Origin of the sequence: Bordetella saccharivorans (assembly GCF_045862855.1) — a bacterium.
Lineage (GTDB): Bacteria > Pseudomonadota > Gammaproteobacteria > Burkholderiales > Burkholderiaceae_B > Bordetella_A > Bordetella_A petrii_F.
In genome coordinates this window covers 3,604,093-3,626,116 of record NZ_BAAFZO010000001.1, presented here as the reverse complement: position 1 = coordinate 3,626,116, position 22,024 = coordinate 3,604,093, and the positions used below count along the sequence as shown (strand labels likewise).

Annotated in this window: 18 protein-coding genes and 1 tRNA gene; 5 read left to right on the top strand and 14 right to left on the bottom strand. The window is 62.8% G+C overall.

Going from position 1 to position 22,024, the window contains the following annotated elements; genetic code table 11:
• Positions 1-408: 408 nt before the first annotated feature.
• The 3 genes from ACKTT0_RS17260 to ACKTT0_RS17250 all read left to right on the top strand — a co-directional run bounded on the left by ACKTT0_RS17260 (position 409) and on the right by ACKTT0_RS17250 (position 3,683).
• Positions 409-1,635, top strand: a complete 1,227-nt coding sequence (locus tag ACKTT0_RS17260) for a hypothetical protein (RefSeq protein WP_407851030.1) — start codon at positions 409-411, stop codon at positions 1,633-1,635.
• A 323-nt stretch (positions 1,636-1,958) separates the two neighbouring features.
• Positions 1,959-2,180, top strand: a complete 222-nt coding sequence (locus tag ACKTT0_RS17255) for a hypothetical protein (protein ID WP_407851029.1) — start codon at positions 1,959-1,961, stop codon at positions 2,178-2,180.
• Between the two features lie 264 nt (positions 2,181-2,444).
• Positions 2,445-3,683 (top strand): Hint domain-containing protein, encoded by a 1,239-nt coding sequence (locus ACKTT0_RS17250; protein WP_407851028.1) that lies wholly within the window; start codon positions 2,445-2,447, stop codon positions 3,681-3,683.
• Positions 3,684-3,828: 145 nt separating this feature from the next.
• On the opposite strand, the gene ACKTT0_RS17245 is transcribed toward ACKTT0_RS17250, so the two are convergent.
• Positions 3,829-5,904, bottom strand: coding sequence for a hypothetical protein (locus ACKTT0_RS17245; protein WP_407851027.1), 2,076 nt, complete (start codon positions 5,902-5,904; stop codon positions 3,829-3,831).
• 284 nt (positions 5,905-6,188) lie between these two features.
• On the opposite strand from ACKTT0_RS17245, the gene ACKTT0_RS17240 reads away from it, so the two are divergent.
• Positions 6,189-6,527, top strand: coding sequence for a Hint domain-containing protein (locus tag ACKTT0_RS17240; protein ID WP_407852449.1), 339 nt, complete (start codon positions 6,189-6,191; stop codon positions 6,525-6,527).
• Positions 6,442-6,726 (top strand): Hint domain-containing protein, encoded by a 285-nt coding sequence (locus tag ACKTT0_RS17235; protein WP_407852448.1) that lies wholly within the window; start codon positions 6,442-6,444, stop codon positions 6,724-6,726. Before ACKTT0_RS17240 ends, ACKTT0_RS17235 begins: the two co-directional genes overlap by 86 nt.
• Positions 6,727-6,991: 265 nt before the next feature.
• Here the strand turns inward: ACKTT0_RS17235 and ACKTT0_RS17230 are convergent.
• From ACKTT0_RS17230 to der, 13 genes are all read right to left on the bottom strand, one after another.
• A tRNA-Ile gene (locus ACKTT0_RS17230) sits at positions 6,992-7,070 on the bottom strand.
• A gap of 7 nt (positions 7,071-7,077) precedes the next feature.
• The gene (gene rpoD, locus ACKTT0_RS17225) at positions 7,078-9,336 is read right to left on the bottom strand and encodes an RNA polymerase sigma factor RpoD (RefSeq protein WP_407851026.1); all 2,259 of its coding nucleotides are present in this window, start codon (positions 9,334-9,336) and stop codon (positions 7,078-7,080) included.
• Positions 9,337-9,928: 592 nt separating this feature from the next.
• Positions 9,929-11,995: a DNA primase gene (dnaG, locus tag ACKTT0_RS17220; protein ID WP_407851025.1), complete on the bottom strand. Its 2,067-nt coding sequence runs from the start codon at positions 11,993-11,995 to the stop codon at positions 9,929-9,931.
• Between the two features lie 21 nt (positions 11,996-12,016).
• Positions 12,017-12,229: a 30S ribosomal protein S21 gene (gene rpsU, locus ACKTT0_RS17215; protein ID WP_006218592.1), complete on the bottom strand. Its 213-nt coding sequence runs from the start codon at positions 12,227-12,229 to the stop codon at positions 12,017-12,019.
• A gap of 265 nt (positions 12,230-12,494) precedes the next feature.
• Complete coding sequence (locus tag ACKTT0_RS17210; protein WP_407851024.1) at positions 12,495-13,040, bottom strand: phosphoribosyltransferase; 546 nt, start codon at positions 13,038-13,040, stop codon at positions 12,495-12,497.
• A gap of 105 nt (positions 13,041-13,145) precedes the next feature.
• A complete protein-coding gene (locus ACKTT0_RS17205; protein ID WP_407851023.1) occupies positions 13,146-14,441 on the bottom strand; it encodes an adenylosuccinate synthase in 1,296 nt (431 codons plus the stop codon).
• Between the two features lie 78 nt (positions 14,442-14,519).
• The gene (locus ACKTT0_RS17200; RefSeq protein WP_407851022.1) at positions 14,520-15,677 is read right to left on the bottom strand and encodes an ATP phosphoribosyltransferase regulatory subunit; all 1,158 of its coding nucleotides are present in this window, start codon (positions 15,675-15,677) and stop codon (positions 14,520-14,522) included.
• A 185-nt stretch (positions 15,678-15,862) separates the two neighbouring features.
• Positions 15,863-16,750 (bottom strand): protease modulator HflC, encoded by an 888-nt coding sequence (gene hflC / locus ACKTT0_RS17195; RefSeq protein WP_407851021.1) that lies wholly within the window; start codon positions 16,748-16,750, stop codon positions 15,863-15,865.
• Positions 16,751-16,768: 18 nt separating this feature from the next.
• Positions 16,769-18,055 (bottom strand): FtsH protease activity modulator HflK, encoded by a 1,287-nt coding sequence (gene hflK, locus ACKTT0_RS17190; protein ID WP_407851020.1) that lies wholly within the window; start codon positions 18,053-18,055, stop codon positions 16,769-16,771.
• The gene (gene hflX / locus ACKTT0_RS17185) at positions 17,997-19,127 is read right to left on the bottom strand and encodes a GTPase HflX (protein ID WP_407851019.1); all 1,131 of its coding nucleotides are present in this window, start codon (positions 19,125-19,127) and stop codon (positions 17,997-17,999) included. The genes hflK and hflX overlap by 59 nt, the downstream gene beginning before the upstream one ends.
• Before the next feature lie 81 nt (positions 19,128-19,208).
• On the bottom strand, positions 19,209-19,445 hold the full coding sequence (gene hfq, locus ACKTT0_RS17180) for an RNA chaperone Hfq (protein ID WP_012248943.1): 237 nt from the start codon (positions 19,443-19,445) through the stop codon (positions 19,209-19,211).
• 128 nt (positions 19,446-19,573) lie between these two features.
• Positions 19,574-20,644, bottom strand: a complete 1,071-nt coding sequence (gene hisC, locus ACKTT0_RS17175) for a histidinol-phosphate transaminase (RefSeq protein WP_407851018.1) — start codon at positions 20,642-20,644, stop codon at positions 19,574-19,576.
• A gap of 3 nt (positions 20,645-20,647) precedes the next feature.
• A complete protein-coding gene (gene der, locus ACKTT0_RS17170; RefSeq protein WP_407851017.1) occupies positions 20,648-22,006 on the bottom strand; it encodes a ribosome biogenesis GTPase Der in 1,359 nt (452 codons plus the stop codon).
• Positions 22,007-22,024: the final 18 nt, after the last annotated feature.

Genomic DNA, 22,024 nt, shown 5'->3' with positions numbered 1-22,024 from the left:
GCGTCGGGCAGTTTACATGACCAAGAGATCGCCCCCAGAACGACGTTACCGGGCGCGCCCGTCAGATTGCTTGCACCTGTGTTCACCCGCGCCCACCGTCCTGCTTACCTGAAAGACATGGTTTGAATCAAATAGTTATTTAAAATAAACTTAAAGTAACTTTATGCTCCATTCGCTTACGAAGGCGTGTCGTCCTTCCACGCGCGTGCCATAGCAGCGCGTGCCCGCACTCTCGCTGAGCGCCCGGTACAAAACCATAAGATGATTCTCAAAACAATAGTCGCCGGCGTTACAAACCTATTGCGGCGACAGCCAAAATCGCTTGGCTCGGCTAGCCCAGATACTCCTGCCGCCCTGCAACCATCTCTGGATTGGCAACCGCCTCTCGCACTACCTGCGGGATCGACATTGTTGATTCTGGTCATGGGCATCGGGCAATCCAACAGCATCGGAGCCAAGGGCTTTAAGCCGCCCGAAGCGCTGACGCGCAATGAATGGCCCGAAATGCTGCTTATGCCGGATGGTCCCGGCTTCATGGACGTGCGACTTGGCCTGCCAAGCGGAATGGAACGCCCCGGAGCGGAGGCAAAGCTGGATCCGGATCGCATCACCGGGTTCAAGCCACTGACTTCCATGCAGAGCCAGCTAGTACCGGGACTGGGCGCTACACCGCTCGAAGGACTGGCCCACGCCTTCGCTACCGTCATAAAAGAAAAACTCGCCCTGGACGTCAAGATCTGTGTCTTCACATCCGGATGGGGCGGCAGGCTCTATAAGGGTCTGAAAAAGGGCTCCATTCCCTATGACAATGGCTTGAAGGCCCTGCAAAAGCTCAAGCACCTGGCGGACGCACGGGGATGGCACACGTGGGTGCCGTTCGTTCCAGTGATACACGGAGAATCGGACAGCGCACGGCCGGAGTATGTATCGGAGTATCTGGCATGGCAGGCCGACTACGAATCCGATATTCAGGCAATCACAAGACAAGCGAGTCCAGTCCCGTTCATTGCGACACAAGCCAGTACGTTTGTGGGAAGCGCGAATGTCTACGGAGTCCTGGCGCCATACCAAGCAGTTGCGACAGACTCGCAGAAGTTCCACTTAGCCAGCCCGTACTATCCTTTTGCAATGGCTGAGGACAACTTGCACCTGGGCTTGCAAGCACTCACCCTGGGAGAAAAAATCGCGCATTCGGCTGTGCGAGTATTGGGACTATCAGGGCCGCCATCACCAGGCACCATCATGCCGACCCACATAGCCTACGACGGCGACAGGACCATTGATATTCGATTTCATGTGCCAGCCCCGCCGCTGGTCCAGGATGCGACGCACCCCGCCGTCAACAGCCCACCGCCACCCGATTGGGGCTTTCGCATCCACGATGGCTCTGAGAGTCCTGTCGACATTTCATCGATATCGATTGTCGATGGCCATACTGTGAGGATCGTAACCGCCAGCCCGCCCGCCCCGGGAACGTCCCGCTCTGTCGACTATGCATTGGCGGGCTATCCATCCAAACTAAAGAAGGCCGGACAACAGGCCCGCGGCCAACTCCGCGACAGCGATACTGCGACCTCATATGCCACGGGGCAACCGCTGCCCAATTGGTGTCCGCATTTCCGGGAGTTTTTTTAGTCGAGCCCGACCCTTATCAGGTCTGGATGAGTTTCCGCGATTGCGGAAGGGCAGCCATCGGGATTCGCGCTTGCCAACTCAAAATGCGCCAAGTTTGGCAATATTCCCCCAACGGTGGATATACTGGTGCTGACCTATAGGGGCCCAGCACTGTGCAGCCGCTATCCGGGCGTCGAGAAAGTGCGAGCGAATGGAGAAATAGTTCCGGGTGGGAGGATATCCAGGATTTCGGTGTCCAACCCGCCAGCGACTTGGCTGCCCGCTCGCCTCAGGTTGAGCCGGTACAGAGGTTGCTGCTGGCCGTGAGAAACAGGAGCCAAGATATGAATGAAAACTCCCCGCAGCCGTCCGACTTCGACGACCTAGGGATCAGCGTCGACGCTCTGGACAGCCTGGCTGAAAGCGCCGGCTTGCGTGCACCCCCAGAAGCCCTGATGGCCTTTGCCCTGGCAATCGCTGAACAATGTGCCGAGATCGGAGATCACTACACGGTGAACGGCAAGAACTGCGGCGACGAAATCCGGACCCGGTTCGGCCTAGGCTGACTGGCTCTTTCCCGAATAACGTCACCCGCCCCCCTGGAATGACGCGCGCGTGTCCACCAAACGACCGACACCAAGTCTTATTGTTTTTCCAGTAGCTGGCGTAGCACCGTTCGGGCTTGATTTTACCCGGCCGCAAGCTCGCTATTTCTGTTTAATATCAGCCGAGGACGAGGCCACTGCATCCGATCATGCGATGCGCCGCTTGTCCTGCCGACGGATAGCCTCCTGAATGGCTCGACCCTTGGCTTGCCCGGAGAAATAAAAATGGATAGGGATGTAGAGGTTTCTTATGACCAGGCCAGCTATGAACTCTACGAAATCGGCAGTCCTGGCGACACAGTCAATTTTTACAACCCGAACGGCTACAGCTTCTCTGTAATCTCCGGAAGTTCCGCTCTCGACATGAGCAGCGGCGACAGAACACTGACATTCAACTACGGAGGCGATACCGCTGGGACAACCGGTGTGCACGTAGAACTGAACAACATTACTTTTGGCGGAATAAACGGCCTCGGCCAAGACATGAAGTTCAACATCTCGGTCGGCGCTTATGGTAGTGCCATTATCCGAAGCGATGTTTTCGATGCAGAAACCCTTTCAAAGATCAATATAAACCTCGGCCCTTTCTACAACAGCGACTTTGATCCTGACGAGCAGGGCACGCTGAGCTATGTGGCGGTCGAGGACCATCTGCAGTTGGCGACCCCTCTGCACTTTTCGCATCTCATGAAGGGGACGAGCGTAAAAGTGTCGTTCCTGCATGACGACGGGACGATGTCCCCCGCGGACCGCTTCGAAATCCAGGATGGCATCCTGCATGCCTACGTGGGAGATGTCGAGGTCGCCCGGTTCGATGTGAGCGATGCGAGTTTCGAGGGGATGACGCTCGAGGTCGACGACACCGGCAAGGTCCTTTTCGCCTGTTTTGCCCGGGGAACAAGTATCGCAACGCCCGGGGGCTGGGTCGCGGTGGAAGACCTGCGCCCGGGCGGGCAAGTCGTCACCGCGAGCGGGCGGCCGGCGAATATCCAGTGGGTGGGCTATCGGCGCCTGCGTTTCCGCTACATCAAGGCCGATCAACGGTCCAAGGCCTACCCGATAGTGGTGCAGAAGGACGCGCTTGGCGAAAATCAGCCCCGCCGCGAACTGCGCGTGTCGCCCGCCCACCAGTTGCAGGTGGACGGCTACCTAGTCCCGGCCGAATTGCTGGTGAACGGCGTCAACATCACGCAGGACACCTCCGTCGACGAGATCGAGTACTACCACATCGAGTTGGAGCGGTACGACATGGTGCTGGTCGAGGGCGTGGCGGCGGAAAGCTACTTCGATACCGGCAACCGGACCATGTTCCAGAACCATGCCAGCTACGACGGCGAGGCGGGGCCGGTGGAGGCGCCGTGGAATTTCCGCCAGCGCCAGGGCTACAAGGTGCTCAAGCCGGGGCCGACACTGGAGCAAATCCGTCGCGCTATCCTGGACCGAACGGACGTCGCAGTGGCGTAGGTCGACGGACACAAATTAGCGCCTACCGGCCAGATATGAGACTGCGCTTTCGCGTGCATGGTGGAGGAGCGGATTGCAAATCCGCGTACGCGGGTTCGCAAAGGCGAAAAAACGCCGCCGTTGCCGGCGACGGCTTCCGACATGCTCAAGCGGTCGCTGATACGACATAGACACTGGCGGCAGCTCTATAGACTTTTATCACGCGATTTACGATGGGGATTTCGCCTGATGCGCCAGCTATAGTGATCCCTGTGCCAGCAGCGACGATCAGAGTAACCGCAGCACGGTTGACAAATTCGATATATGCCCCCACGGGCATTGCGTGATCGTAGCCTGCAATAAGAGTAAGCGTCCGGGCAGACTCATTGTTTGATAGGTTCAGGCTCACGACGCGATTGAACCACCGGTTTTGGATGGCCCGCTGGGCAACAGCTGTAGCCGGGTAACCGCTATACCCTTGGGACACAGCCATCGATGTATTGTTTACTGTGTTGACTGAGGCCCAATCAATATCCCAAGATAGCTGGACGTTGGACAAGAGCGCTGAATTGTCGATGGTCGGATACTTGAACAGCACGGGGATACTACCGCCCAGAATATTGATATTGCGCGCGGTATTCCAGGCACTATTGTCACCCAGATCGAAAAGATACGTTTCGGTAGAATCCGGGTTGACCGTCACGTCGACACCGTCAAAATGCAGGCCGTGCCACCATCCCACCGATTTCACGGCGGCATTCACATTCACCAGTTTGAGGTTGTGAAACCGAATCTGATTGGGGACGTCAGTCGACGTACTCGCCGGATAGCGAAATACGATCGCGGACAGAATGGGGTTCACGATACGGCCCGTTATGTTTGCCCGAATGGAGCGTGGACTGTCCGTAATGCTGGTGATGGAACGCGTGAACTCCACGCCCATGTAGTTGTCCTGGGAAGACAACTTGAGCGTAAGATCCTGCCCTCCGAATTCGTTAATGCTGACTGCGGGCGCATCATTGCCGGCCTCCCCGATACAGGTGACATCGAGATCCGCAAAGCGGGCCCGGTTAGTTATCGCCGCACCGCGGGGGCAAATGGCCAACACCCTGGCCCTCACGCCGTAGGAATTACCGTGCGTGGTCATACCCTGATAGTGGGCATAGTGGGCCTTGATATCAAACTCAGGCCAAATGCAACATACCGAGAAGGACGCTATGTCACCGGAAATCGGAGCGTACGTCTGGTCAATGCACTGCGAGCCGTGGTATTCCTCGACCGTGAATCCACCATACCAGCTTGAAATATACTTATAGGTATTGAAGATCGGCATTTCCGTGCTGTTCCAGCGACGGTCCCGTTGAGAACGGCTTCGAACCATGGGGTTGTACGAATTCTGCACATTGACACCGATGCCCGGTGGCGTCCCAAAATCGAAATCAACCTCAGCGTAGGCATCTTTGGTCCAAACCCACCGAAGTGCATTGGCCGTAGTATCCCGTGCCAATACCTTGGGGAAGCCCTTGATATTTGCCGTAGCCCAGGTGACCTTTCGCATATGCGCGAAGTCAGGCCTCCCCTCAGCGGCAGGAAGCGTCTCTTCCGATCGATCCGTACGGTAGCCGGGAAAGATCAAAGGCGTTTGCAGGGTGACCGTGACGTGGTCGGTGACACTGGCAACCTGGCATGGCTCTGCAAAGAAGCAATGGGCCCCGTTCCCCGTAGTAGTACCCAACTGCCAGGTGCCGGCGTCCGGATGCGAGCAGGCCCGCTGTGATGTCAAAAGGAACCAATCGCCCGCCGCCAAGCCGTGAGGCGCTGCAAACGTCAGGGAAGAATCCCCTCGGTCCGCATTCGCGCCAAGAGCCACCATCGGGCCCGCCGAACCCCGAGCGGATAACAAGTTTGGCGCACTAGAATCACGAGCGTTAAGCGTGACGCCCGGCTCGAACACCCACCTGGTGTTCGTCATGTCCACTTCATTATTGATGCGATATGTACCTGCCGGTACATGGACGGTCTTGCCAGTCAGCCGACAATATGTGGCAGCCGCATTGAAGGCCGAGGAGGAATTGGCAATACCGGTTCGATCCGCACCTGTGAATTCCATCAAACTGATTCGATCATCGAACTTCTCTGCCAGCGTTCGCCCTGTCGTACCGACAGCATTTAGCCTATAACCTACAAGGGCTGCACCTTTTGACGGATCAGTTTCATTCGCCAAATCATCGAAAGTAGTCATATCGATCCCGCTCCCCTAGCAATGGTTGGCCAATACCGTAGGTCACTAGAGCCTATCCTACCTCCGTGAACGTGGGTAGAGTTTTCCGATATTTTCGTTGCTGATCCTGCCGCGGTTCTCACGCTGGACGGATTCTCGGACGGGGGAAGCCTCTATTTCGAGAGTAGTAATGTCACTCGAGCAGAAGTAATTGACGGCCTGGTCGCCTTTTACGACTCTGACGATGAAGCCATCTTCTACATGCATGTGCCGGACATGGCCCAGCGGCATGCGGACAGCATGAAATTCCAAACCAGTTCAACCGGCACATCAGTGTTGGTTGCCTGCGTTTTGCGTGGCACGTTGATAGCCACGCCAGAGGGCCAAACAGCCGTGGAAAGCTGAAGGCCGGAAATTTGGTACGGACCGCCAACGGTGGGACCGCCACGGTCAGGTGGATCGGCTTTCGAAGCTTGTACGCAAAGCATATTTCTGAACGGGGTGCTATTCGCGCGTCCCCGGTGCGCATCGCCAGAGACGCGATAGCGCCAGGTATTCCTGGCGAGAAATCTATATGTTTCTCCAGGCCATGGCGTGTACATCGATGGCTGCCTGATCCCTGCCGGCCTGCTGATGAACGGTAAGACCGTTACGCAGGATTTTTCCCGCAAGCAGTTCGACTACTTCCACATTGAACTGGACCACTTCGACATTCTATTGTCCCAAGGAGCTCCATCCGAGTCATACGTTGACACGGGACACCGATCAATGTTCCAGAACGTCAATATAGTAACGATGCTGGCTGCGGACTACATCCCGAGCAAGAGGCTTACGGCTCAATGATGCGGTGGACCGACGGGCACTTGCATGGCGCCCCGGGGAAACACGGTGCTAGCGCTGCATATACTCCGTACATACACCTACTGGAAAGGCGCGACAGCGCTTCGGCCAGCAGCCTGGTTCCGTCGCGACCAGTCCTTGTCACGATAACAATCTCGCAAAAAAAAGCCAACCAAGCCGAAACAATCACGTTTGGTCACAGCAGGCGCAAGAAAAGAAACGCCGCCATTGCTGGCGGCGACAAATTCCCGATTTAACAGGTATTTGTTGGTAGGCCCCCTCGGAGTCGAACCGAGCACCAACGGATTATGAGTCCGCTGCTCTAACCAGGCATGAGCTAGAGGCCCAGGAAACTTACTGCCCTTCCAGGAAGCTCTTGAGCTTGTCTGCCCGGCTGGGGTGGCGCAGCTTGCGCAGCGCTTTGGCCTCTATTTGGCGGATGCGCTCGCGCGTGACGTCGAATTGCTTGCCCACTTCTTCCAGGGTCTGGTCGGTGCTCATTTCGATGCCGAAACGCATGCGCAGGACCTTGGCTTCGCGCGGGGTAAGCGAGTCTAGCACTTCCTTGACCACGTCGCGCATGGAACCATGCAGGGCCGCGTCCGAGGGCGCCAGGGTGGACGTATCCTCGATGAAATCGCCCAGGTGCGAATCGTCGTCGTCGCCGATGGGGGTTTCCATCGAGATCGGCTCCTTGGCGATTTTCAAGATCTTGCGGATCTTGTCCTCGGGCATGTCCATCTTCTGCGCCAGGGTGGCGGGATCGGGCTCGGCACCGGTTTCCTGCAGGATCTGGCGGCTGATCCGGTTCATCTTGTTGATCGTTTCGATCATGTGCACCGGAATGCGGATGGTGCGCGCCTGGTCGGCGATGGAGCGCGTGATGGCCTGGCGGATCCACCACGTGGCGTACGTGGAGAATTTGTAGCCGCGCCGGTACTCGAACTTGTCGACCGCCTTCATCAGGCCGATGTTGCCTTCCTGGATCAGGTCCAGGAACTGCAGGCCGCGGTTCGTGTACTTCTTGGCGATGGAGATCACCAGGCGCAGGTTGGCCTCGGTCATTTCGCGCTTGGCCTTGCGGGCCTTGGCTTCGCCGGTGGCCATGCGCTTGTTGACGTCCTTCAGGTCCTTCAGCGGCAGCACGACGCGAGTCTGCAGGTCGATGAGCTTCTGCTGCAGTTCCTGCACGGCCGGCACCTGGCGTTCGAGCGTCTCGGCGTAGGGCTGGCCCAGCGCGACTTCCTGCAGCACCCAATCGAGATTGGTTTCATTGCCCGGGAAGACCTTGATGAAGTGGCTGCGCGGCATGCCGGCGCGATCGACGCAGGTGTGCAGCACCGCGCGCTCGAGCTGGCGCACTTCTTCGACCTGCGCGCGCAGCGTGTCGGCCAGCTTCTCGACCATCTTGGCGGTGAAGCGGATGCCCATCAGCTCATTCAGGATGGCTTCCTGGGCCTTGATGTACGAGTCGGACTTGTAGCCTTCTTTCTCGTACGACAGGCGCATTTTCTCGAACTGTTTGGCAACCTCGTCGAACTTGGCCAGCGCCTTGACGCGCAGGTCCTCGAGCTGCTTGCTCGACATGCCACCGGCCGGGCCGTCGTCGTTCTCGTCTTCGTCGGCGGTCACGCCCGCGCCCGCGTATTCTTCGCCGTCCTCGGGGTCGACCAGGCCATCGACCACTTCGTCGATTTGCGCCTGGCCTTCGCGCACGCGCGTAACGTGGCTGAGGATCTCGTTGATGGTGGTGGGACATGCGGAAATGGCCATCACCATGTGCTTCAGGCCGTCTTCGATGCGCTTGGCGATTTCGATTTCGCCCTCGCGCGTCAGCAGCTCGACCGAACCCATTTCACGCATGTACATGCGCACCGGGTCGGTGGTGCGGCCGAAGTCGGAATCGACGGTCGTGAGCGCGGCCTCCGCTTCGTCTTCGACGTCGTCGTCGTTGGACGCGACCGGGGCGTTTTCGCTCATGAGCAGCGTTTCGGCGTCAGGAGCCTGGTCGTAGACCGAGATGCCCATGTCGCTGAACGTGCTGATGATGCCATCGATGGCTTCGGCGTCGACCAGGTCGTCGGGCAGATGGTCGTTGATCTCGCCGTAAGTCAGGTAGCCGCGGTCCTTGCCCAGCTTGATGAGCTGCTTGAGCCGGTTGCGACGGGCTTCGTATTCTTCGGGCGAGACGGGGCCGCGCGCGATCAGGTCCTTGGGGTCGGCCTTGCCGCGCTTGCCGCCGCGCTTGGGCGGCTTCAGGTCGGGCAGCACTTCGCCTTCGCCATCCATCGGATCGTCGAACGTATCGGCGTCATTGTTGGCGTTCTTGGCAGGACGGCCAGGACGACGGCCGCTGGACGGCCGGGCGCCGCCGACCAGGTCGGCCAGCTTGTCTTCGGCTTTCTTGGCGCGCGTCTTGGCGGCCGCCTTGTCGGCAGCCGCGGCCGGCTTGGCCGCCTTCTTGGCGGCGGTCTTGGTTGCCGTCTTGGCGACCTTCACTGCCGCCTTCGCAGGCGCCTTTTCCGCCGCCATGCTCACGGCGCGCTTGGCCGCCTTGACCGGGGTATCGGCCGCATCGTTTGCAGGGGAGGTTTTGCCTGATGTTCTGGTCATAGTCGCTTCCGTGGTCGTCGCAACCCGTGATTGGGAGTCATTGCACCGCAAGGCCCGCTTGCGCGCGCCGAAGCGCCGCAACCGAGCCGATGCGGGTAAAACAGGCAAGCGCGCCGAAGCCGCGTGCGCCGCGTTGGCCGCGGCGCGGGCCCTGCCAGGCCCAACCGGCGCCCCTTCTGGCCTGAAGGCCCAGGGGCGCGCTGGTATCGCGAATTCGCTCGAACGGGGTCCGGGGCGTTGCGGGGGCTGTCGTGCCTGCGACAGGCTCTGTCAGCTTGAAGGGCCTGGCCCCAAGCTGCTTGCGATAGACACAGCTCCGTACCTGCAACGCTGCCAGCCAGACCTTCGCCGAACTGCGCAACTTGCCACCATAATGTAACAAACCCGGAGGGGCGGCTTCAGTATCATTCAGCCTGTTTCGTGCCGGCTCTGGTGCCATGATGGCGTGCTGACCAGCCCAACCCGGTTTGTTATCGTCTCTGCAAGGCTTTCCGCCGGAGGGCAACCCCACCACGCGGAAAACCCGTTTCAAAATCCTGCCAGCGTAAAAAACAACTACAAAGCCGCTGGAAAACCTTTGATTCTACCGCATTCAGCGGATTCCACCACTTTTTAAGACTGTCAGACGCGCGGACAGTTCCTGGTAGCGCTCGCGCGCATCCGCTGAAGACAGCCCTGCGGCGGCCAATCCCGCCATTTCCGTGCGCACGGCGTCGAATTCGATGCGGCGCAGCGCGTCGTCCCATTCGGCCTGCGGGTTCGGCAGGTCTTCCTGGGCCAGCAGATCGGCACGCATGCCTTTCAACACCGTGGCGAGGTCGGAATCCGGTTCCGCGGCCTCCAGCAAGGCACCTACATGGCGGGCGCCGCTGGCCTGGGCCAGCATGATCAGATCCCTTACCAATCCTAGATGGGGGCCCTTGTCCAGGACTTCAAGCTGCTGGTCGCCCATGCTGTCCACGAGTTCGGGATGCGCCAGCAGCAAGGCAAGCAGCCGCTTGGCTAGCGACGGCATGGCGCGCCGCCCCTCGTAGCCGCCCACGTCGTCCTCGCGCCGTCCGCGCCAGTCTCCCTTGCCTTTGCCCTTGCCCGGCTGCCAGTCGCCCTTCCTGCCGCCCTGCCAATCGCCCTTTTTGCCGCCCTTCCAGCCGCCCTGGCCACGGCCGCCCCAACCCTCGCGGGCCGGCTCGCCAAACTCGGCTCCGGGCGGCGGAGCATCGACATAGCCGGCGTCCAGTGGTTCGTAATCGAAGTCGGGCGGCGGCCCGTCGAAATGCGGATGATCGTCGGCCGGCCCCGCGGCAGCCTGCGGCGCAGGCTTGCCGGCGCCGGAAGGCGCGGCCGGCGCCGGGCCATAGGGACGGGCCGGCGCCTGCGCGAGGAGCTGGGCCATTTCCTCTGGCGTCAACTGCACTTGCCGGGCCATTTCCCGTTCGATCTGCAGGCGCAATGCGCACTCGGGAATAGCGGCCAGCAGCGGCCGGGCTTCGTGCAGGCAACTGGCCCGCCCTTCTGCTTCGTCCAGGTTATGGCGCGAAGCGAGCTCCTCCAGCAGGAAGCGCGACAAGGCCATTGCTTCGGCCAGGCAGGCGCGGAACGCCTCGGCCCCAAGCTCGCGCACATAGGAGTCCGGGTCGTGTTCGGCCGGCAAGAACAGGAAACGGATCGAGATATCGTCGCGCAGCACCGGCAGGCAGGCCTGCAGGGCGCGCCAGGCGGCACGGCGCCCGGCCGCGTCGCCATCGAAGCTGAAGACGACCTTGTCGCTGGCGCGCAGCAGCTTCTTGACATGATCCGGGGTGGTGGCGGTGCCCAGCGTCGCGACGGCATTGGCAATACCCTGCTGAGCCAGCCCGACTACGTCCATGTAGCCTTCGACCACGATCACCAGCCCTTCCTTGCGGATCGCCTGGCGCGCCTCCCAGAGCCCGTAGAGCTCCTGGCCTTTGGAGAACAGCGGCGTTTCGGGCGAGTTCAGGTACTTGGGCTCGCCCTTGCCGATGATGCGTCCGCCGAATCCGATGAGGCTGCCGCGCACGTTGCGGATGGGGAACATGACGCGCTCGCGGAAGCGGTCATAGCGGCGCCCGTCTTCCGATTCGATTACCAGCCCGGCCTCGACCAGGGTGGGGTCATCGTAATTGTCGAAGACCTGGGCCAGCCCGTGCCGGTCGGTACCCGACCAGCCCAGGCCGAAATGGGCGGCGATCTCGCCGGTCAGGCCGCGCTGCTTCAAATACTGGATGGCAGCCGGAGACGCGCGCAATTGGCGCAGATAATGCGCCTGGGCCGCGTCCAGCACCTGCGTATGGCGCGACTCCTCGGCCTTGCGGCGCACCGATTCGGCCTGCTGGCGCGGGCTGCGGTTCTCTTCGGGGACTGTCATTCCCACCGAGGCGGCGAGCGTGCGCACGGCCTCGGGGAAACTTGCGCCCGTGTGCTCCATCAGGAATGTGATGGCGCTGCCGTGCGCGCCGCAACCGAAGCAGTGGTAGAACTGCTTGGTGGGGCTGACGGTGAACGAGGGGCTTTTTTCGTTATGGAAAGGGCACAGGCCAAGCAGGTTGGCGCCGCCCTTTCGCAACTGCACGTATCGCCCGACGACGTCCGCGACGTCGACCCGGGCGAGCAAATCCTGAATGAATGATTCTGGAATCAATAGATTCTGGAATCGAAAATATCAATACAGGCGGGGCGGCAGTTGTTGGCTACGAATCCGCTTGTAGTGGCGCTTGACGGCGGCAGCATGCTTGCGCTTGCGCTCGGCCGTGGGCTTCTCGTAGAACTCGCGCGAGCGCAGTTCGGTGAGCAGACCGGTCTTTTCGATGGTGCGCTTGAAGCGGCGCAGCGCGGCTTCGAACGGTTCGTTTTCCTTCAGTCGGACAATAGGCATAAAGTGGCAGGCCTGGTTTGGAATAACAAAAAGGTTGGACACACAGGACGCTTTGGCTTGGGGCCTGATCGGCACATTTGGCTTGATTGTTGTTCCAAACGGCCAAAACAGCAAATTTCAAGCCCCAAACCCAAAAGGCGCGCCCTGGGGCAGTACTAACGAGGTTTAGCGGTAATCCGCGAGTTTAGCACGCAGAGTCGGGTTTGGCGAGATCCGCAACTGCAAACCGACAAGCCCCAGCCGTCACTCGTATGCGTCCCTATATTCAGGACGACGAGGAGCCTTTGCGGATCCAGGCTTCGAGCTGGTGCGGGCGCAGGCTGTCGTAGTCTTCGAACGGCTGGTGGATCCAGGGATTAGTGGGCAGCTTGGCGACGTAGTAGTCCGGGGTGGCCTGCGAGTGCCCTTTCCACCAGAGCACGGCGCTGCGCAATTCCGAGATTTCAGGGAATTGCTCCCGCAGATGGACCTGGACCTTGTTGAAGGTCAGGCCGGTGTCGACCATGTCGTCCACCAGCAACACCCGGCCGGCCGGCGCGCCGCGGGTGATGGTGATGAACTGCGCAATGTCGAGGTCGCCCTGCTTGGTGCCGGCCGCCTCGCGGTAGCTGCTGGTGGCCAGGATCCCCAGGGGCACGTCGAAAATGCGCGACATGACGTCACCCACCCGCACGCCGCCGCGCGCCAGGCACAGGATCAGGTCGAACTCCCAGCCCGATTGGTAGACCTGCAGTGTCAGGCGTTCGATCAGGCGGTTGTATTCATCCCACGTCACCCACAGGTGGCTGTCGTCGTTGGCGGGCACGCTCATGCGCTGTTCTCCTGAGAATACGAAAAGGCCGCTCACCGGCATGGCCGGCGGCGGCCTGGAAATGATAACCCGGCGGGCGGCGTGCCCGCACGCGGCGGATGGGGCTCAGCCCTTGAGCGGGTGGCGCAGGACGATGGTCTCGTTGCGGTCGGGGCCGGTGGACACCAGGTCGATGGGCACGCCGCAGACTTCGGCGACACGCTCCAGGTAGCGCCGCGCGGCCGCCGGCAGCTTGGCATATTCGGTGATGCCGACGGTGGACTCGCTCCAGCCGGGCAGTTCCTCGAGCACCGCTTCGGCCTGGGCCACGGCGTGCGCACCGTAGGGCAGCACATCGCGGAATTCGCCATTGACGCGATAGCCCACGCCGAGCTGGATGCTTTCCAAGCCGTCCAGGACGTCGAGCTTGGTGATGCACAGGCCGGTGATGCCGTTCAGGCGCACGGACCGCTTGAGCGCGGCGCCGTCGAACCAGCCGCAACGGCGCGGGCGCCCGGTGACCGAGCCGAATTCCTTGCCGATGGTGGCCAGGCGGGTGCCGATCTCGTCGACCAGCTCGGTGGGGAAAGGGCCGGAGCCGACGCGCGTGGTATAGGCCTTGGTAATGCCCAGGACGTAATCGAGCGATTGCGGCCCGACGCCGGCGCCCGCCGAAGCGGCGCCCGCCAGGCAGTTGCTGCTGGTGACGAACGGATAGGTGCCATGGTCGACGTCGAGCAACGCCCCTTGCGCGCCTTCGAACAGCAGTTGCTGGCCGGCCTGCTGCATGGAGTACAGGTTGCTGGAGACGTCCTTGACCATGGGCGCGATGGCCGGTGCCAGCGCCATGGCCTGGTCGCGCACCTGTTCGGCCGACACGGCCGGCGCGCCCAGGTACTGGGTAAGCACGAAGTTGTGGTAATCGAGCAGCTCGGCGAGCTTTTCGTCGAACAGCGAGGGGTTGAAGAGGTCCTGCACCCGCAGGGCGCGGCGGGCGATCTTGTCTTCGTAGGCCGGGCCGATGCCGCGGCCGGTGGTGCCGATCCTGGCCTCGCCCTTGCGGGCCTCGCGCGCCTGGTCGACGGCGATGTGGTACGGCAGGATCAGCGGGCAGACTTCGGAGATCTGCAGGCGCGAGCGGACGTCCAGGCCCGCGGCCTCGAGCTCTTCGATTTCCTTGAGCAGCGCCTCGGGCGACAGCACGACGCCGTTGCCGATGAAGCAGGTGACGCCCGGGTGCATGATGCCCGAGGGGATCAAGCGCAGGATGGTCTTCTTGCCGTTGATCCAAAGCGTATGGCCGGCGTTGTGACCGCCCTGGAAGCGCACCACGCCCTGGACGGACTCAGCCAGCCAGTCGACGATCTTGCCTTTGCCTTCGTCACCCCATTGGGTGCCGATAACCACTACGTTCTTGCTCATTGTACGAATCGATATCGAGTTTCTCGGGAAATCCGGAAATCTCCCTGCGGCCCTTCCGTAGCCGGAAGGGAATCAGTTTTACAGCGTCCGGACCGTCCAGGCGCCGTCCTGCAGCGCCAATTCGCGGTCGCAGATGAACTCATCCAGGCTTTGCTCGTGGCCCGGCAGCACCTGGACCACGATTTCGCCCGAACGGCGCAGCCGCCGGACGGCCTCGACCAGGGCGGCATCCTGGCCCCAGGGAGCCCGCACGGCGCGCGCCGGGCCGGCAGGCGGCAGGCCGCGCGCCAGCTTGCGCAGGTCGAGGCTGAAGCCCGTCGCCGGCCGCGCCCGCCCGAAGGCCCGGCTGACGTCGTCGTAGCGGCCGCCGCTGACCAGCGCGTCGTGCCAGCCTTCGGCATACAGTGCGAAGGTGACGCCGGAGTGATAGCCGTAGCCGCCGATGTCGGCCAGGTCGACGCCGGGCGTGACGCCGGCCAGCGAATCCACGATGACCTGCAGGGCGTCGAGCGCCGCCGCCACCCCGGGCAACAGCGGCAGGTCATGGCGCGCCTGCTTGATGACATCCGGGCCGCCATACAGGGCGGGCAGCCGCTGCAACGCCTGCAGCGTGTCGGCCCGCATGCCCTCGGCCCGGGCGGCGAGCTCGGCCAGGCCGGGCACGTCCTTTTCCCGCAGCAGCAGGATGATGTCCTCGGCCCAGGCCGCGGCGGCCGGATCGGCATCGAGTATGGCCCGCACCACGCCGGGATGGCACAGGTCGAGCCGTGGCTGGCGCAGCCCGGCCACCGCCACGGTTTCCAGCACCAGCGAAATGATTTCGAGATCGGCCTCGAAGCCGGCATGGCCGTAGATTTCGGCGCCGATCTGCAGCAGTTCGCGGCTGGACAGGAGGTCGGCCGGCCGGGCGTGCAGCACGGTGCCGCAATAGCACAGCCGGGTGACCCCGGGCCGGTTCAGCAAGTGCGCATCGATGCGGGTGACCTGCGGCGTCATGTCGGCCCGCACCCCCAGCGTGCGGCCGGACAGCTGGTCGACCAGCTTGCACGTGCGCAGATTCAAGTCGCTGCCGGTGCCCGACAGCAACGAATCGATATATTCGACCAGGGGCGGCGCGACCAGCTCGAAGCCGTAGGTACGGTAAAGGTCGAGAAGCTCGCGGCGCAGTTCCTCGATGCGCCGGGCCTCGGCCGGAAGCACGTCGGCGAGGCTCTCGGGCAGCAGCCAGTTACCCATGAGTGTTTACCTGAATGACACCTGAAATGCGTGGGCAACGCCCAAAACGAAAGCGGCTGAGAGGGCGTAAGCCCGCTCAGCCGCCTGCGGAATGTTTTCTAGCTTACGCGATATTGTACATGGTTTACGCGTTCGTGCAGGACGCCGCCGGGCCGTGCCCTGCCCCGGCGGCGCCCGGCGGGCCGTTACTTGGCCGGGGCGGCCTGCCCGGTGGAGCTCTTCATGAACTGGAAGTATTCGGAGCTGGGATCGACCACCAGGACGTCGTTCGAATTCGAGAACGACGAGCGGTAGGCCTCGAGGCTCTTGTAGAACGAGTAGAAGGCCGGATCCTTGCCGAAGGCTGCCGCGTACAGGGAGCTGGCTTCGGCATCGCCCTCGCCCATGATGGTCTGCGACTTGGCGTAGGCTTCGGCCAGGATGACCTCGCGCTGGCGGTCGGCCTCGGCGCGGATCTTCTCGCTCTCGGCCGCGCCGATGGAGCGCAGCTCGTTGGCGACGCGGGTGCGCTCGGCCTCCATGCGGCGATAGACCGACTCGGAAATCTCGGGAGCGAATTCGATGCGGCGCAGCCGCACGTCGACCACCTCGACCCCCAGCGGTTCGGCGCGCTTGGCCACCGTGGTGAGGATCTCGTTCATGATCTTGTCGCGCTCGGCCGACACCACTTCCTTGACGGTGCGCACGTTCACCGACGCGTTGAGCGAGTCGCGGATCTGCGCCTGCAGGCGTTCCTGCGCGGCGCGCTCGTTGCCGCCGAAAGTGATGTAGTACAGCCGCGGGTCGGCAATGCGCCACTTGACGTAGGAATCGATCAGCAGGTTCTTCTTCTCGGAAGTCTGGATGCGCTCGGCGTCGGTCGACTCGATGGTGAGGATGCGCTTGTCGATGGTGACGACGTTCTGGAACGGCGGCGGCGCCTTGAAGTACAGGCCGGGCTCGTTGATGACCTTGCGCACCTCGCCCAGCGAGAACACCAGGGCGTAGTCGCGCTCGCGCACGATGAATACGCAGGAAGACAGCGCGGCCAGCACGAGCAGGAGGCCGACCAGGACGGGCATGAAACGTTGCATGATGTGGGCTCCTCCGGGTTAGCGCGACATGCGGTCGCGGGTCAGCGTGTTGCCGCTGCCGTCGTTGCCGGAAGAGCTCGCTCCGGTACTGCGCGGAGGGGGCTGCGGAATGGTGGGCTGGCTGGCGCCAGGCAGCGCGGTCGGCTTGACCGTCGCGTCGCGCGCCGTCTGCTGCATGATCTTGTCGAGCGGCAGGTACAGCATGTTGTTGCTGCCCTTGGTGTCGACCATGACCTTGCTGGCCCGCGAGAAGATCTGCTGCATGGTTTCCAGGTACATGCGCTCGCGCATGATCTCCGGCGCCTTCTGGTATTCGGCCAGGATGCTGGTGAAGCGCGCGGCGTCACCCGTGGCGTCGCCGATGACCTTGGCCTTGTAGCCCTGTGCCTGTTCGATCATGCGCGAGGCCTGGCCGCCGGCCATCGGGATGACCTGGTTGGCGTAGGCCTGCCCTTCGTTGATCTGGCGCTCGCGGTCCTGGCCCGCCTTGACGGCGTCGTCGAACGCGGCCTGCACCTGCTCGGGCGGCTGCACGTTCTGGATCGCCACGGTGCTGACCTGGATGCCGGACTGGTAGCGGTCGAGGATCTGCTGCATCAGGTTCTGCACCTCGACGGCCACTTCGGTGCGGCCCTCGTACAGGACGAAATCCATGGGCTTCTTGCCGACGATTTCGCGCATGGCCGTCTCGGCGGCCTGGCGCACCGAGTCGTCGGGGTCGCGCATGTTGAACAGATAGTTGGGCGCGCCATCGGCCCGCAGGCGGTACTGCACCACGAACTGCATGTCGACGATGTTCTCGTCGGTGGTGAGCATCAGGGCCTCGGGCAGCACCTTGTTGCGCGAACTGCCGCGGAAGCCGACCTCGAAGGTGCGCAGTTGCGAGATGTTGACGGTCTCGTGGCTCTGGATGGGATACGGCAGGCGCCACTGGAAGCCGGCCTGGGCGGTGCTCTTGTACTTGCCGAACTGCGTCACCACCGCCACCTGGCCTTCCTGGACGATGAAGAAACCGCTGGCCAGCCACAGCAGGACCAGGACCAGGGCAATGATGCCCAGGCCGATGCGGGCGCCGCGCGGCGACGGCGGGGTCATGCCGCCGCGGTTGCCGGGCCGGTTGTTGCCGCCCCCGCCCTTGCGCCCGAACAGCGAGCCGATGCGATTGTTGAAATCGCGCCAGACTTCATCGAGGTCGGGCGGGCCGTCGCCATTGCCTTTCGGCCGCTTGGGCGGCTCCGAACCATTGTTATTGCCGCGACCCCAGCCCGGGTCGTTCAGATTGAAGATTTTGGTGATTCGAGGCATTGTTTCCCACAATCTGGCCGATCTCTGCAATTGCCCCGCGCAACGCATCCAGACCGGCGCGCTCGGTAGCGCTTACGAATACTCGCGCAATCGTACCATGGGCGTCGCGCTCGACCCGCGGGGCCAGGCCCGCCTGGTCGATCTTGTTGTGCACCAAAATGGTGGGAATCGACCCGGCCCCGATCTCGGCCAGTACCTTCTGGACCTCGGCGATCTGCTCGTCGCGCTGCGGGCTGGCGGCATCCACCACATGCAGCAGCACGTCGGCGTGGATGGTTTCCTCCAGGGTGGCGCGGAAGGCGGCGATCAGGTTGGGCGGCAGGTCCCGGATGAACCCCACGGTGTCGGACAGCACTACCGAGCCGGTGCCTTCGATCCAGATGCGGCGCGTGGTGGTGTCCAGGGTGGCGAAGAGCTGGTCGGCCGCATAGGCCCCGGCCCGCGTCAGGGCATTGAACAGCGTGGACTTGCCGGCATTGGTGTAGCCCACCAGCGAGACCGACAGCGCCCCCCCGCGCGCGCGGGCGCGGCGCTGGGTGACCCGCTGGCGCTCGACCCGGTCGAGGCGTTCGCGCAGCACCTTGACCTTGGCGCCGATCATGCGGCGGTCCATTTCGAGCTGCGATTCGCCCGGCCCGCGCATGCCGATGCCGCCGCGCTGGCGCTCCAGGTGGGTCCAGAGGCGCGTCAGGCGGGTGACCAGGTGCTGCAATTGCGCCAGCTCGACTTGCAGCTTGCCCTCGTGGCTCTTGGCGCGCAGCGCGAAAATATCCAGGATGAGCGCGACCCGGTCGACCACCCGCAGGTTGAACTCGCGCTCGAGATTGCGCTGCTGGGCCGGCGACAGCGGCTGGTCGAACAGGACGATGTCGGCCAGCAGCGCGCCGGCCATGGCGACGGCCTCCTGGACCTTGCCCGAGCCGATGAAGAACTTGGCATCGGGCCGGTCGCGGCGCGCGGTGACGGTGCCGACGATTTCAGCGCCGGCACCGCGCGCCAGCATGGCGAATTCCTCGGCATGCGCGGTGAAATCGGGACTGCCCAGATCGACGCTGATGATCAGTGCGCGCATGCAGGCACCCCGCCACAGCGAAAATGCCCGCCGACACGAAACGTGCGGCGGGCAGGAAAAGGTACAGCTGGAGCGTGACGATTATTCAGCGGGCACATCCACCTGGAAATTGACGGCGCGTGCCGGAACGACCGTGGAAATGGCATGCTTGTAGACCATTTGCGTGACGGTATTGCGCAGCAGCACCACGTATTGATCGAAAGATTCTATTTGCCCTTGCAGCTTGATGCCGTTCACCAGATAGATGGACACGGGGACATGTTCTTTGCGCAGCGTGTTCAGAAACGGATCTTGCAGAGTTTGCCCTTTATTGCTCATTGGCCAGGCTCCAATTGTTTGTTTTGAGTGGTGGCAGACGCCGAAATATGTACTCTACAGGGTTTTCCCGGCCCGTGCCACTTGCCCGGCGGGGCAAATTCTTTCATAAGGTGTCAGACGGCGCGCCATTACCCGGCGAGGATGTTCTTCAGCGCCTCGACCAGTCGGCCGCACTGCGCCTCGGTCCCCACGGTGATGCGCAGGAACTGGTCGATGCGGGCCTGGCGGAAATGGCGCACGATGATGCTGCGCTCGCGCAGGGCCGCCGCCAGGGCCGCCCCGTCGTGGCGCGGGTGGCGTGCGAAGACGAAATTGGCGGCGGATGGCAGGACCTCGAACCCCAGCGCCTGCAGATCGGCGGTCAGCCGCTCGCGCGTGGCGATGACGGCCTGCCGGGTGCGCTCGAAATAGGCGGTGTCCTCCAGCGCCGCCACCGCCCCGGCTTCGGCGAGCCGGTCGATGGGGTAGGAATTGAAGCTGTTCTTGACGCGCTCGAGGGCCTCGATGAGCACCCGGCTGCCGATGGCGAACCCCACCCGCAGGCCCGCCAGGGAGCGCGACTTGGACAAAGTCTGGATCACCAGCAGGTTGTCATGCCGGGCTACCAGCTCCACCGCGGATTCGGCCCCGAAATCCACATAGGCTTCGTCGACCACCACCACGATGTCGGGATTGGCGGCGACGATATGTTCGATATCCGCCAACGCCAGCGCGCGGCCGGTGGGCGCATTGGGATTGGGCAGAATGATGCCGCCCGCCTCGCCCGCGGCCGGCAGGTAGTCTTGCACATCGATACAGAATTCCTCGGTGAGCGGCACCGCCTGGTAGGCGATCTGGTACAGCCCGCAGTACACCGGATAGAAGCTGTAGGTAATGTCAGGGAAACGCAGCGGCCGGTCGTGCTTGAGCAGGGCCTGGAAGGCGTGCGCCAGGACTTCGTCGGAACCGTTGCCGACGAACACCTGGTCCGGCTGCACGCGGAAATTGGCGGCGATGGCCTGGCGCAGGCGGTCGGAGCCCGGGTCCGGATACAGCCTCAGGCTGTCGTCGCAGGCATTGCGGATAGCCTGCAGCACCTTGGGCGACGGGCCGGCGGGATGTTCGTTGGTGTTGAGCTTGACCAGGTCCTGCAGCTTCGGCTGTTCGCCCGGCACATAGGGGCTGAGCGTCCCGACCACGGGGCTCCAGTAGCGACTCATGAATCAGCTTTCCTGCGCATAGGGATTGCGCGACGACTTGAACTCGATACGCAGCGGCGTGCCGGCCAGCTTGAAGACATCGCGGAAACGGGTTTCCAGGTAGCGGCGATAGGAGTCCGGAATGGCGTCCAGCGCGTTGCCATGGATGACGATCAGCGGCGGATTCTGCCCGCCCTGGTGGGCGTAGCGCATCTTCGGCCGGAAGATGCCTTTGCGCGGCGGCGGCTGCTGCTCGACGGCGGCCTGCAGCGCACGCGTCAGCTTGGGGGTGGGCAGCTTGGCGAATGCGGCGGCGTGCGCGGCCACCACCGACTTGAGCACGGGCTTGATGCCCTGCCCCTTCAGGGCGGAAATGGTGTGGGTGGGCGCGAACGACAGGAAGCGCAGCTTGCGGTGGAATTCGCGCTCGATGCGTTCGCGCTGGTCGGTGTCCAGGCCGTCCCATTTGTTGATGGCCACGACCACGGCGCGGCCGGTCTCGAGGACGAAGCCGGCAATGTGCGCGTCCTGCTCCGACACTTCGGTCTGGGCGTCGAGCATCAGCAGCACGACGTTGCTGGCCTCGATGGCCTGCAGCGTCTTGATGACCGAGAATTTCTCGACCGCCTCGAATACCTTGCCGCGCCGGCGCAGGCCGGCGGTGTCGATCAAGGTGTACTTGCGGCCATCGCGCTCGAAGTCGATCTCGATGGCATCGCGCGTGGTGCCCGGCATGTCGAACGCGATGACGCGGTCTTCGCCGAGCAGGGTGTTGATGAGGGTCGACTTGCCGACGTTGGGCCGGCCGACGATGGCCAGCTTGATACGGTGATCGGGAGGGAGCTCCTGGCCGGCCTCGACCGGCGCTTCGGGTTCCGGTTCGGCCAGGCCCTGCAAGGCCAGGCCGATGAGATCGACGATACCGTCGCCGTGCGCCGCCGAGATCGGGTATGGCTGGCCCAGGCCCAGTTCGTGGAATTCGCTGGTGGCGCTGCCCACGCCCATGCCCTCGGCCTTGTTGACGGCCAGCACCACCCGCTGCTGGCCCGATTTGCGCAGCAGCTGGGCGATCTCGTGGTCGTGCGCATTGACGCCGGCCCGCGCGTCGACCAGGAACACCACCACGTCGGCCTCGGCGATGGCCTGGCGGGTCTGGCGCGCCATTTCGCGCAGGATGCCGGACTTCGCCACCGGCTCGAAACCGCCGGTATCGATGACAATGAAAGGCGTGTCGCCCACCCTGCCCTCGCCGTAATGACGGTCGCGCGTCAGGCCGGAATAGTCGGCCACCAGCGCCGCCCGCGAGCGCGTCAGGCGGTTGAAGAGGGTCGACTTGCCCACATTGGGACGGCCGACCAGGGCGACAACGGGTTTGAAGGACACGGTAAGGCTTACAAGGTT

What these genes read in the sequence shown, in the direction of transcription:
- ACKTT0_RS17255 (WP_407851029.1), top strand. Translation starts at nt 1,959, where the DNA reads ATGAATGAAAACTCCCCGCAGCCGTCCGACTTCGACGACCTAGGGATC.
- ACKTT0_RS17250 (WP_407851028.1), top strand. Translation starts at nt 2,445, where the DNA reads ATGGATAGGGATGTAGAGGTTTCTTATGACCAGGCCAGCTATGAACTC.
- ACKTT0_RS17245 (WP_407851027.1), bottom strand. Translation starts at nt 5,904, where the DNA reads ATGACTACTTTCGATGATTTGGCGAATGAAACTGATCCGTCAAAAGGT.
- rpoD (WP_407851026.1), bottom strand. Translation starts at nt 9,336, where the DNA reads ATGACCAGAACATCAGGCAAAACCTCCCCTGCAAACGATGCGGCCGAT.
- rpsU (WP_006218592.1), bottom strand. Translation starts at nt 12,229, where the DNA reads ATGCCTATTGTCCGACTGAAGGAAAACGAACCGTTCGAAGCCGCGCTG.
- ACKTT0_RS17210 (WP_407851024.1), bottom strand. Translation starts at nt 13,040, where the DNA reads ATGAGCGTGCCCGCCAACGACGACAGCCACCTGTGGGTGACGTGGGAT.
- ACKTT0_RS17205 (WP_407851023.1), bottom strand. Translation starts at nt 14,441, where the DNA reads ATGAGCAAGAACGTAGTGGTTATCGGCACCCAATGGGGTGACGAAGGC.
- ACKTT0_RS17200 (WP_407851022.1), bottom strand. Translation starts at nt 15,677, where the DNA reads ATGGGTAACTGGCTGCTGCCCGAGAGCCTCGCCGACGTGCTTCCGGCC.
- hflC (WP_407851021.1), bottom strand. Translation starts at nt 16,750, where the DNA reads ATGCAACGTTTCATGCCCGTCCTGGTCGGCCTCCTGCTCGTGCTGGCC.
- hflK (WP_407851020.1), bottom strand. Translation starts at nt 18,055, where the DNA reads ATGCCTCGAATCACCAAAATCTTCAATCTGAACGACCCGGGCTGGGGT.
- hflX (WP_407851019.1), bottom strand. Translation starts at nt 19,127, where the DNA reads ATGCGCGCACTGATCATCAGCGTCGATCTGGGCAGTCCCGATTTCACC.
- hfq (WP_012248943.1), bottom strand. Translation starts at nt 19,445, where the DNA reads ATGAGCAATAAAGGGCAAACTCTGCAAGATCCGTTTCTGAACACGCTG.
- hisC (WP_407851018.1), bottom strand. Translation starts at nt 20,644, where the DNA reads ATGAGTCGCTACTGGAGCCCCGTGGTCGGGACGCTCAGCCCCTATGTG.